The 12,213-nt window shown below is 44.2% G+C and carries 11 protein-coding genes; 7 read left to right on the plus strand and 4 right to left on the minus strand.

Features of this window, described 5'->3' with window-relative positions:
• The first annotated feature begins 15 nt into the window (after window positions 1–15).
• The 5 genes from traF to AB6D58_RS06450 all read left to right on the plus strand — a co-directional run bounded on the left by traF (window position 16) and on the right by AB6D58_RS06450 (window position 5,347).
• Window positions 16–453 (plus strand): conjugal transfer protein TraF, encoded by a 438-nt coding sequence (traF, locus tag AB6D58_RS06430; protein WP_016799993.1) that lies wholly within the window; start codon window positions 16–18, stop codon window positions 451–453.
• 71 nt (window positions 454–524) lie between these two features.
• Window positions 525–1,811 (plus strand): conjugal transfer protein TraH, encoded by a 1,287-nt coding sequence (locus tag AB6D58_RS06435; protein ID WP_241904846.1) that lies wholly within the window; start codon window positions 525–527, stop codon window positions 1,809–1,811.
• A gap of 12 nt (window positions 1,812–1,823) precedes the next feature.
• Window positions 1,824–4,508, plus strand: a complete 2,685-nt coding sequence (locus AB6D58_RS06440; RefSeq protein WP_017061847.1) for a conjugal transfer protein TraG N-terminal domain-containing protein — start codon at window positions 1,824–1,826, stop codon at window positions 4,506–4,508.
• A 106-nt stretch (window positions 4,509–4,614) separates the two neighbouring features.
• On the plus strand, window positions 4,615–5,070 hold the full coding sequence (locus AB6D58_RS06445; protein ID WP_017061848.1) for a hypothetical protein: 456 nt from the start codon (window positions 4,615–4,617) through the stop codon (window positions 5,068–5,070).
• Between the two features lie 133 nt (window positions 5,071–5,203).
• A complete protein-coding gene (locus AB6D58_RS06450) occupies window positions 5,204–5,347 on the plus strand; it encodes a hypothetical protein (RefSeq protein ID WP_155492541.1) in 144 nt (47 codons plus the stop codon).
• Between the two features lie 41 nt (window positions 5,348–5,388).
• On the opposite strand, the gene AB6D58_RS06455 is transcribed toward AB6D58_RS06450, so the two are convergent.
• From AB6D58_RS06455 to AB6D58_RS06470, 4 genes are all read right to left on the minus strand, one after another.
• Window positions 5,389–6,540: an HNH endonuclease gene (locus AB6D58_RS06455; RefSeq protein ID WP_017061849.1), complete on the minus strand. Its 1,152-nt coding sequence runs from the start codon at window positions 6,538–6,540 to the stop codon at window positions 5,389–5,391.
• Entirely contained in the window at window positions 6,540–7,241 is a 702-nt protein-coding gene (locus AB6D58_RS06460; protein ID WP_017061850.1) for an OmpA family protein, read from the minus strand. The genes AB6D58_RS06455 and AB6D58_RS06460 overlap by 1 nt, the downstream gene beginning before the upstream one ends.
• Window positions 7,241–8,944, minus strand: a complete 1,704-nt coding sequence (locus tag AB6D58_RS06465) for an anion permease (RefSeq protein ID WP_017061851.1) — start codon at window positions 8,942–8,944, stop codon at window positions 7,241–7,243. The genes AB6D58_RS06460 and AB6D58_RS06465 overlap by 1 nt, the downstream gene beginning before the upstream one ends.
• Window positions 8,945–9,543: 599 nt before the next feature.
• Window positions 9,544–9,759, minus strand: coding sequence for a hypothetical protein (locus tag AB6D58_RS06470; protein ID WP_029236513.1), 216 nt, complete (start codon window positions 9,757–9,759; stop codon window positions 9,544–9,546).
• Between the two features lie 425 nt (window positions 9,760–10,184).
• Here AB6D58_RS06470 and AB6D58_RS06475 point away from each other — a divergent pair, with 425 nt between their 5' ends.
• Window positions 10,185–11,066: an FRG domain-containing protein gene (locus AB6D58_RS06475; RefSeq protein ID WP_017061853.1), complete on the plus strand. Its 882-nt coding sequence runs from the start codon at window positions 10,185–10,187 to the stop codon at window positions 11,064–11,066.
• Between the two features lie 423 nt (window positions 11,067–11,489).
• Window positions 11,490–12,200 (plus strand): phospholipase D family protein, encoded by a 711-nt coding sequence (locus AB6D58_RS06480; RefSeq protein WP_017061854.1) that lies wholly within the window; start codon window positions 11,490–11,492, stop codon window positions 12,198–12,200.
• The last annotated feature ends 13 nt before the right edge of the window (window positions 12,201–12,213 follow it).

The raw sequence follows: 12,213 nt of genomic DNA on the forward strand, positions 1-12,213 counted from the left end.
CTTAAGGACGCCCCGATGAACGCTTTTATCCGCACGTTATTGTTGAGTACGCTGATGACGCTCGCCTCAACCTCCCTCACTCAAGCGCAACCCCCTCATGCGATGACAGGCCAATACGCCTTGGTGTTCTTCCATTTTAGTCAGTGCGCTGAGTGTCACCACTTTGCCCCAACCATGAAGCGGCTAGAGCAAACTACTCAACTACCTGTGTACGATTTCTCCTTTGACGGACAACCCATCCCCGGTTACGCGACGCCTATACCGACCAACTCTGACATCACCGCTGCGTTTTTTGGGGATCTCAAAAACGCCATTACGCCCGCCACGTTCTTAATCAACGTCAGCAATGGTAAGTACGTGCGTTTGAGTGAAGGCAATGTTCCATACACTGAGCTGCTTAAGAGCTACCAAGCCTTGCGCGCCGATGTGGCCATCATGGAGAGTTTACAATGACGCGACCTACCCTCCTGGCTCTCTTAATGAGTCTTTCATGTTCACTTCATGCCGGCGGCTTGGGCGACGCCATGAACAGCTTTTGGGATGACAGCAGTTTTAACAGCAACATCACGAACCCAAGTGCCTATCAGGGTCAATCCGCCACCTACTATAATGCGGGCAGTTTGTTTGCTCGCACCAACATCAAAAACATTCAACTGGCCGCCATCACCTTGCCTTCTGTCAGCGCAGGGTGCGGTGGCATTGACGCCTTTATGGGCGGCTTTTCTCATATTAACTCTGACCAACTGGTGGCTTTTGGTAAAGCCGTCATTGCCAACGCCGTGCCCTTCGCGGTGGATTTAGCGCTGCAAACTTGGGCGCCGAGCATCAAAGAGAATCGGGACAAACTGCAAGCCATTGCTGATCAGTTCCTCACCACCTCGATGAACTCTTGCCAAGTAGCGCAATCGGCGGTCTCTGGTTTAGCGGCCTTTACCGATGGGGAAGCCAAGCGACATGCCTGCGCCACCCTAGGCACGCAAAGCAACGCTTTCGCTGATTGGTTAGAAGCGCAACACGAATGTCGCAACGTCCGTACCAACCAGAGCACACTGGCTAGCAACACCGATGACGCCACGGCGCACGCAGTGAAAGTGAACTTAAATGTGGTGTGGGATGCGCTCATGAAAAGCGCTTACCTTCAAGACAATCAAGAGGTCGCCGAGTTTATCGTAAGCCTCACTGGCACCGTCATTTACGACGCGCAGGGGACGCCAAGCTACATTCCGGCCATGTTAGTGGGTAACGACACCGCCATTAACGCCCTTTTGACCGGAGGGGATTTGGAGGTGTATCGATGCGACAACACCGAGACCTGCCTTTCGATGAGCCTAAGCGCCATCAGCCTAAATGAAAGCCAAGCCTTTAACGCCAAAGTGCGCCACACCGTCGATACGCTCTATGCCCACTTACAATCTGACCAACCTATCACCGACTCAGAGAAGAGCTTTGTTGAACTCAGTGACATTCCTATCTTAGCAATGCTCATTGATGATGCGCACCTCAACCTACAACCAGAAAGCCATTTATACGCTCAAAATATTGCCGCCGATCTCTTGCATGCCTATCTCAACAACATGCTGATGATCGTCAATCAATCCATGACCAACCTCGCTTCGGTTAACCCAACCGACGTCAATCGCACTCTCGAAGGCATCAACAGTGCAAGGGATTACTTACAAACCATTCGAGACCGTCACAAAACAAAATTGAACGCGTACTTAGCCCTCACTGAGCGCTTAAAACGCAAACGAAAGCTCCTTAGCCAATCGGCAAGTGACGCTACCCTATCGAACCTCACCTTTGGCCATTAAAGGAGATCCCCAATGACCTTAGACTTTTATCTCTATGGCGCAGGCCCTCAATTACAACGAGCCTTGAACGCCGTCGCCACTTTTTTTACCACCAACACCTTTGGCTCGTTAATCGAAATCGCCTTACAACTGGCCTTTATCATCAGTGCCACCCTATTTTTTGTGTCTCGAGACGCGAAACATGTGATGCGTTTTATGTTCATTTACTTGGCTATCCCCACTTTTCTTATCAGCATGAAAGCCACCGTCCATATCAATGACGCGCAAAATCCTATGCGCATTTATTACGTGAATAACGTGCCTTACATCGTCGCAATACCCGGTTGGGCGGCCACCACGTTCATGCACGGCTTAACCGAAGGCATTGAAATCGTCTTTAGCAGTACAGAGGATGAAAGCTACAGCTCCTCAGGCATGGTGTTTGGTTCGAATTTATACACGTTGCTTCGTAGCGCCAACGCCGAAACCATTGATCTGCAACGCTATTGGAAAGACTTTTATCACAACTGCATCGTCGGAGACATTCGAATTAACAAAAAATACACCATGCAAAACATCCTGCAAGCACCGGATTTGCTGGGTTTTCTCGCCACAAAATCGATGTCCCCCATTCGTGGGCTCTATAACCCCCAGGGTCAATACAGAACCTGCCGCGACGCGTTTCCTGAACTCACTCAACAATTTGATGAAGAGGCCAATCAAACCATGAATAAACTGGGCGCGTATATCTTGGGACGAGAGAGCAACATCCAATCAACGTTCTTAAGAAACGCCATCGAGAATAGTCACCAAGATTTAATTGGGGTCAGTAACAACGCAGTCGATATTTTAAAACAGAACATGGTCATCAACATGACGCGCTGGAACATCGAAAACACGCACCGAGGTATCGCGGCCAACTACGCCTACACCGCCAACCAAATGCAAACGACAACCATGTGGGCCAACATTGGGCTGCAAGCCAAAGAGTTCATTCCGATGATGCACTCGATAGGGGTGATTTTGTTTGTCTGCTTTGGGGCGATCATTGCCATCATTGCCTTACTGCCACATATGACGTTACCTGTCCTTAAAAACTATATGGGCAGTTTTTTCTATCTGGCCACTTGGCCAATGATATTCACCATCCTCAACGCGATCATGATGTGGTTCTTAGAAGGGGCGACCCAGGGCGCGACACAAGGGTTACGCGGCATTACCCTCTCGAACATGAGCGGCATTGATTACGTCAACACACGTTACGCCGCCATTACTGGTTACTTGATGATGTCCACCCCCGCGATTGCCTTAGCGTTAACTAAGGGGGCGGCGGCCATGATGAGCAGTTTAAACTACCAACTGGCGGGGATGATAAACCAAACCAATGCCCGTACTTCAGCCGCGGCCTCAAGTGGTGACATCAGCCACGGTAATACGCAAATGCAGACCCACACGTTTAACAACGTCAATGGCAATAAGTTTGATACGTCGACATTGCTGAAACAACACGGCAGTACCACTCAAAGCGAAGACGGTCTGCTTTCAACGCAATACGGTGATAGAACGGTGTATGACACTAGCCCTACCGCGTCGAATTTCCAGTGGAATGTCGCCAGCTCTAGTCAATACAGTGAAGCGGTGCAAGACTTGCACACTAGCGCTCAATCCAACCTCTCGACACAACAAACGGCCTTGTCACAAAGCACACAAAGTGGCTCTCAATTGATGGCCGATTGGAAAGAGAGTTATTCTTCAACCCAAGGTTACGGTTTAACTCATGGACACGGTGCAACTGCTGCAGCATCAAAAGGCTTAGAGCAGGTCAGCTCCGCCACTGAGCAAGTCAGTGCGGCAACCGGATGGAGCCATGAGAAAGCGAATGCCTTCTTACACTCTGCGTACGGCGGTTATGACGTGAACGCTGGACTGTCAAGCGGCGCTCTCGGTGACGCCGTAGGGTTTAATGGGAGTGTGAACGCGTCCACGGGACAAAAATGGACACAGGAAGACCGCGAAACGCTCAGCAGCATGAGCAACGAACAACAAAGCCAAATGCAAGCCGCCATCGAATCCTACCGCTCTGGTGCCAACCAAACCATCGATGCGAGCAACCGCCTCACGGCCGACGAACGTAATACGGAGATGGGCACTTACGCCACTGGCTTTACGGCGAACTTTAGTGAGACGCAAGGCTTGATAACGTCCACGACACAAGCTCAACAAGAGGTCGATACGCTCAGTCAAGTCAACAGCCAAGAGCAACGTCATATGGCCAGCCTGACTGAGAAACTGGAAAAGCCATTCCAAGCGTTTGTTGAAAACGGGCGTACGAAAGACGAATCAGGACTCATACTAACGGGACAGGGCGACGATGCTCGTCAAGCCCGCGCGAATGCCTGGGAAGAATTTAAAACAACCGATACGTTTAAAGATTTTGTGCTCGCCAGCGTACCCACTCAAGAAGAGCACGAACAAGCCTTTAACCCTGAGCCGACCCAAGCCGAGTGGCAAACGATGGTGGGGGAACAATTTAAAGGCCAGGCTCTAGGTAATACCGGTCAAACGGTGCTGGAGCAGCATCAGAAACGCGGCGGCACAGAGCGTTATTACAACCCCGACAACCACTCACAAATCGTGAATGAAACACGTGAACAATTTGAGGGCACCAGCAAGCGTGTTGAGCCACCATCAACCTTGCAGCCAACAAAGAAGGAGTAGGATCAAACCCGTTCTTAACCTATAAATAATGGTTAATTATTGAGCAACTCAAGTGAGATATCAAAACAACCTAGTATTATACACAGTATAAAATGGAGGATTAGTAATGAATAAATGGACCGTATTAGGCTTAACCACATGTTTCTCATTTTTGAGCCTAGCTATTAGTGCTAATAGTCAAATTCCAGAAATTGACCAACTCATCAGTGTCAAGAACCCTGCAGATATGCGTTACTACGTTGAACATTATCAACATCCGGATAGACCTGAGTATCGAGATTTATTGATCGGTGTTCGTGTTGCTGCGGATACCATAAATCTGTATACCACGCGCTTAGACGCTCGCAATCAACGTATCGATTATTGCTTGCCAATGAAAAGCCAGGTAAACCGCGAAACATTACGGAATTGGAAAACCGAAGAGTTAATGGAGCTGATTAATAACCAAATTGAACGTAATATTAAAAAATACGGTAAACCAGGCATTAACGGGTCTATCGGTTATTACTTAGCGATGGGGCTCAAAGAACAATACCCTTGCCCGGTACAAAAGCAATTTTAAGCTGTCAATTTACCCTGCTAAAAGGTTATCCGTTCTTATCATGCTGTTCGCTGTTAACCCCCGAGTTGTATCACGGGGGTAAATTCGACCAAACTACCCTGGCTTTACGGCGAACTTTAGTGAGACACAAGGCTTGATAACGTCCACGACACAGTCTCAACAAGAGAGCGAGCCCCTCAGCCAAGAGCAACGCCATATGACCAGCCTGACTGAGAAACTGGAAAAGCCATTCCAAGCGTTTGTTGAAAAGGGGCGTACGAAAGACGAATCCGGATAACCAATGGTCTGGGTCGAGTGAAAATATGAAAAAGGAATTGGCTATCTAACCTCGCCTTGAAACAAATCAAATCTATCTAATGCGTCTTGAACTGTATATACCGACCATCCTGCGCCTTTAAGCTCTCTAGAACTCTTGTGATTAATCACCACCGCCACTTTCTGATTATCCCAACACAAGTCAATAGAGACTTCATTTCCCTTTATGTTCTTACTTACGCCAACCTTGCCACAGGGAAGTCGATTCTTTTGACACTTTGATATCAAGCCAACAAGAGCAGGATCGGCATAAAGCATTAGATCTTGGTAGCTGTCAAACGGAGTTACAACGCCCTGCTCTTCCCTTAGCCTGTTGATGGTCAAAGTTGTCTCGTTGCTCACGCACAAGTGACCATGATGAGGTTGTTTCCTGTGACAGTCAGCACACAAGGCCCTAAGGTTCGCCCTCTTGTTGTCTGCCTTGTTCCCGTTAACATGGTGAGTGTGAAGTAGCTTTTTGTGATCTTTTAGGCAAACACTGCAATGTTGACAGGTGTAATTCAGTTCACTTCTGAAGCTCGATGATATCGATGCCCAATCAGGAGAGTACCCACCACTGTAGTAATCGGCAGTAGAGGTTGGTATTGTCTCGAAGTGGGAACTGTATGACTCAAACAACCTCACGAACGAGAAATTGGCAATGAACGATTTCTGCTCCTCGTATGTCTTCTCAGTATAGCCTTCTACATTCAGTTCCTTCATACACATAATGCATGGTGATAAATCAGATTCACCCTTTGAGTCCTGACCTGAGTGAAAAGAACGACCAAAGACCGGAAACTTGCCATCAATTCGACTTGTCACCACATATCTATTGTGAAAACGCCCTTTTTCGCGCATATCAATTATTGTTTTACACTCTGCGACATGAACACGCCTTGCAGACTTACACTTACCGTTACTAATAACTTCGCTTATGCTTGGCCCCTGGTCGGGTATGTAGAGCATTACCTGATGACCGTCGTAACTTAGTACACCATTTGAGCCGTCAATCTCATCTAACTGAATGTCTTTACCTAGTACCTTGCCTTGAACTAGACCACGAGTAACGCTCTCTAGATTGTCTGAGCGCCTTGTTAAGGTAAAATCAGATCTCACTGCACCCAACGGGGCAATAGCTTTATACAGGGCGCCAAAGTCGATATTTAACTTCATCAGTTCTCACCAAGAATTTGTTTTATCTGTATGTCAGCGTTTGTAATGGCTCTAAACGAGACTCGACGTGATTTCTCTGGGTCTTCTACCCCGTCTACTTTGACCAACCTCGATGAAGAGAACCCAACCGCAGCTACTCTGGAAGTTATCCAATCTGATTCTTCCGGCATTAAGCTGTAACCGTATTGCAAAACGGAGCGCGTTCTACCTTGTGACAACCTCATATTGTAAAAGTAAGCCTGCTCTTTGGTTGAGCCTCTAAGACCTGCGCTAGATGTGTGCCCCTCAATTCTCACTTCATCAATCGAGTCACGAAACGGCTTAAGAACCTCGATATAGCGTGGGAAGAACTGATTTAAGATCTTCTTGTAAGCAGGTTTAATCTTTGTCTGGTTGTTTGCGAACAGTACGTCAGGTGACTTGAAGTTGAATGACAGAGTTTCCTTATCAATCTCTGCTCCCCATATATCTAAATCACCTTTGAATTCATTCACTAAAGCATCGTAAATGGCGACTTGGTTCTCTTGATAGGCAACTGCTACATCTTTTATCTTCTGGCTTTCTTTCTGAGTCTTGAGCATGAATACGATGGCGATAAATAAAAACACCATCATTAAGCCAGCCATTAGGTCTGAGATGGAAAGCCAATGCTCTCCATTCTCCTCTTCAGCGGCATTGCTTTTACCGAATATCTTGTCCATTAGGCAACTCGCTCGTTAACGATCTCATTCATTGCCTGAGTCAGCTTCACATAGTCCTCTACAAACTTGCCTGTCACTTGAGTAAGAGCTCGTCCCATCTCGGTAATGACACGGTTAATCTCTTGCTGCATAGACTCATCAATCAACTTGAGCTGAGAATCTACCGCCTCGCCAGTTAACCCTACTTGGTTTCGAATACTCTCTTCCATCGCCTCGAACGTGCGTCTAGCTTGGTTAATTTGCTGAGTTGATGCCTCGTCGATAACGTCAGACAACCTCTGTTGCAACTTATCTGCCGAATTAACAATCGCATCAGACACTTTGTTGGTATCGGTAACTAGGTTCTGGTTAGCAGTGGTCATCGTTTCTGACATCTGCTTGGCATCAGTAACTAGCATTTCAATCATGCCGCGCATAGTGTTATTCAGATCAGAAACAGCGTCTTCTAGGTGCTGCTTGATAATTCCAGTTTGGTCTTGAAGGTAGTCGGAGCTTGTCTTGAGGCTTTCGTTCGTTCTAGCTGCATTATCTGTAAATTCAGTTGCAGCCAAATCTATAGACTTGCCGATAGTTTCAGAGCTCTCTATTAGCTTTTCGCTGACATTGTTTATGCCTTTCTCGGCTTCAGTGAGCATATCAGCATAGTGGGTATTAGCAGTCTCGACTGATTTAGATATACTACTCACCACATTCTCTATCTGGTTTTGAATCTCCGGCACGGCTTCAACCGCTTTGTCTCTCATATCCCTGAATGCACCAAGATGACTCTCAAGCTCAGATATTTGGTGATTGCAGACCTCCATGATTTCTTTAAGTTGAATCATAGCTTCAGGGATCACTTTACTGTGCTCGCTGATTGTTGCGACCGAAGACTCGGTAGAGGCAATTGATTTTACGCCCAGCTCATACTGACTCTGCATTTGCTCGAGTTGGTTTTTGTAATCTTCTTGCCACCTAACGAGAAGCAACACTGCCTCGTTTAGCTGTTTGAAGTTGTCGCCAAACTGCTCTGTCAGATTGCTATTGAAGTCAGTAATAACCTGCTTAAGCGCCTCTATAACCTGCTCTGTCGCAGATTTCGACAAGACATCGGCAAACTCCTGCATCTTGAGCCACAGATTCGTGGAAAACTCTTTAAATCTCTCTTCTTCAGTTTCGGCCCTTTCATCAAGCGTCTTTCGGGATAGCTTGGCATTGTCGTTTATGTCGCTGCGAATCATCTTGAATTGACCAAGCAACGTAGACTCTTCGTTACCGACTAGAGCATCTTTCAAAGCCTTTGTTTCTGTGGATTGAGACTGTATTGCAGAAAGAATATCTTCCGGTGTCGCGCCAAGTTTTTGCTCTTTCGCTTTTTTGGGTTTGAAGAGAGGAATAGTGCTGAGCGTCTTAAGTAATAGAGATGCGAAGATCCCCATCAGACTCGTTATGAACGCTGTCTTAAGACCTGCTAGAAGTGGAGGTATGCTTGTTTCGATATTGTTTTGATCGAACTCTAACAAGCCAAGCACAATCCCGAAGAACGTACCAAATATACCCAATGTGGTTAAAAGTGTTGGTGCGTAGTTAACGAAATCTCTGTTTCTGCCTCTCTTTCCTAGCCAGATTGCTACAAAGAATACACCGATGATTAGCACTGCTACTAGGGTGCTTACAACCCCAGCACTGAGGCTTAAAAGAATCATCTCTAATTGTTCTAACATTATATATTCTCGTTGATTTAATAGTGGTTCGGCTTTATCTCCAACTTTGAAAGTGAAAGAGGAGATTAAGGATTATTTTTATAACATGGTTCACAGTCATAAGGTGCTGTCGAGTTGCCCTTATCTACATTGTTTATCTGATCCGTTTTTGTGTTCATTCATAATCGAGATGAGGAACCAACATTTACTGATCTGTATAAATCAACAATGGTTCAAGTTAGAGATAAATAGAACCAGATTTAACGTAACCTCATGTAATATTAGCCAAAAATAAGACATTTTAGTTAGCGCTAATTTTACTTATCGCGTTAGCTTCCCACAACTTACTTTGCAATCCCTTTAGTTATTGATATTTCGCCAAATAGCAAAGACAATAGCTAATAAACATCAAGAATCTTGATAGGTAGAATGTTTACCGTGACAATTTCTAGTTCGAAAGTGTCCAGAGGCGTTAAAGCTGGGCTAACTCAGATTATAAGACTCAAAGTGGTATTTATGGGGGGATATAACTGAATAGAACCAAAACGCTTAACAAGTAGTGCTGTGTTGTCACGAAGAACGCCTCCTCATGGGAGACGTCTTTATCTACAATTCCCGCGTTAAGCTGGATCTTGCAAATACGGCTTATCGGCTACAACAAAGGGTTTAAACTCAGTGTGTGTAATGCGTGTTTTGTCCAACTTGTTCTTTGCTGTCCATTGAGTGTTATCTCTTAGGTACTTTCTGTTGTCTTCAGATTTCGATTTACCAACTAGCCCTAAATGATAATTCATTTCATGAACTTCGCTAAAATTCACGTAATCCCAATCGTTCATCGGAAAAACCTCCTTTAAATTATGCAACATTGCATATATGCATATATAGGCACCAAGAAAGGTTTTCAAGGGGAACGAAAGAAAGATATGTCGTCCACCCAACCATTGTTGGGTAGAATTTGAACTCATTCACATCCTATTTATGTACGTTTGCCCTTCTAGAAAGTTATCCATCCTTATAATATTCTTCACGGTGACTCCCCGTGATGTATCACGGAGGTAAATTCGACCTATCTATCAGCACTCACATAGCCCTGCTCTAGTTGCAAGCTTGCGCGCTAGTTTTTACACGCCTAGAGATAAGTGATTGTTAGTCAATAGAAAACTCTAGTAGACTTACCATGTTAGTTTAAGTTCGGAACTTCTAAAACTGAAGACTCTCGCTAGAAACTATTTTAATGGCTTATACTTAAAGAGTTTTACTCATGTACGACATAGATATTACTTACGAATCAGCAAAAGAGCTTATTGATGAACTCTTAGGTGATAACATTTTCAACCCAAAAAGCTTATTTGATGTGAGTGAAAAATATGTTTGTAACTATATTTTTCGTGGACAAGGTAACAAGTCCTGGTCTCTATTGCCAACTGCTCACCGTGACGAAAGTAGCTTGAAGGATTTCACGCCTCAATCTCCAGTAAATCGAAGTGATGTTGGCCAATACTTGAAACTTCATAATCATGCAGAAATTCGCTCTGTATATCTATTTCTAGAAGCTGCTGATCATATCGGTTTACAGACTCCTATTGATTACAACCTTTTCAAAGGAGTAGTAACTGAAGACGATGATACATTCGATCACCAACTTCTCCCTAGTATTGCTTTGGCACAACACCATGGTGTACCGACTCGTTTATTAGATTGGACTGAGTCTCCTTTTGTAGCTGCCTATTTCGCCGCTAATTCAGCGTTAAACAATGCACCGGATACTCATTTTTCCATTCTTTGTATTAATACCAACATAATCAAAAATATTGAAAGTATAAACTTAATCTCGACGCCCAAAGTTAATAACAATTTTTTACGCGCGCAACGAGGTTTATTCACCCTAGTGAACACGTCTAATCATTTTTATAAAGCAAAAAAACGGTGGCCGACTTTGGAAGAAACTGTGATCAGTGAACGCTCGAAGTCATTAAATTACGCACGTCCTCCAACCGTTCGTCTATCATTACCGTCGTCAGAAGCTAAAGAATTATTGAAGCTTCTATATAGGTTAGATATATCTAAATTAACTCTCATGCCTTCCTTAGAAAATGCCGCAACGTCATTCAAGAACAAAAGGATGCTATGGGGAAATAGTTAGTTTGTAGTCTTTTTTGTTGTTAAAAAACCGAACTCAATGAGTCCGGCTTCTTTCTCCTTGATATGACCAAAAAGGAGGACTGGCTAATCCACAAACAAGACACCTCTTTGCACCAGTCATGGTCACCTTATCAACAAGAGTCACGTCGTGTTAGTTAATGTAATTTATACTTTGAATTCGCATTGATAAACCATACTTTTCTCATCCTAGTTTTTGATTTTGCCTATCGCCTTAACAAGACCAAACCAGTGCATCGACGTCTAATAGCATTGATAAAATCAGAATAAACAATAGGTTGTGCCTTTCATACCAAACATAATCAGATATTGTGCGTCATGTTTGATGTATCAAATGACCAACTTGCTTTAACTGTGTTCTCGTCGTAATTTGTATGCGTTAGATTTTATATGTCAAGGATATGAAATGGCTAAGTTTTTAAACACAAGTGCTACAAACTACTATTTAGAAGAACTTATTAAGAATGCATCTGAAAGGTTGATACTCATCAGCCCTTTTTTGAAACTTAATGACCGAATCAGAGAGCTACTAGAAGATAAAGATCGATTAAAAATCGACATCAGAATTGTTTATGGAAAAAGCGAACTACAACCAGATGAGATTAACTGGCTTAAAGGTTTATCTTACATCCGTACTAGTTTCTGTAAAAACCTTCACGCTAAGTGCTACATTAACGAAAGCTCTTGTATCATCACTAGCTTAAACCTATATGAGTTCAGCCAAGTAAATAATAATGAAATGGGTATCTTCATCGACAGAGATGAAGACTCAGAGATTTACAAAGACTCTTATGAAGAAGCTCAACGTATTATTCGTATTAGTGATGAAGTTAGGATTTCACTAGAAAAGGTTTCATCTGACGCAGCTGAACCTGCAATTAGTGATGAATCAAATGCAGTTTTTGAAGAAACGAAAGTTACGTCTTCTAAACTCGCAAAGAAACATAAGCTAAAAACTGACGATTTTCTTCAAGCCTGTGTGTCGAAAGGGTATCTCTCGTTAGAAGATGGGAAACACACTTTAACTGAATCAGGCAAAGAACAAGGTGCTGAATTCAAATACAGCAAACGATTTGGTCCTTACTTTATTTGGCCTGAAGCTATCGATGTAGTTTAAGCCATGAAAAAGC

This window comes from Vibrio sp. 10N.239.312.D08 (genome assembly GCF_041466145.1).
Classification (GTDB): domain Bacteria; phylum Pseudomonadota; class Gammaproteobacteria; order Enterobacterales; family Vibrionaceae; genus Vibrio; species Vibrio crassostreae_C.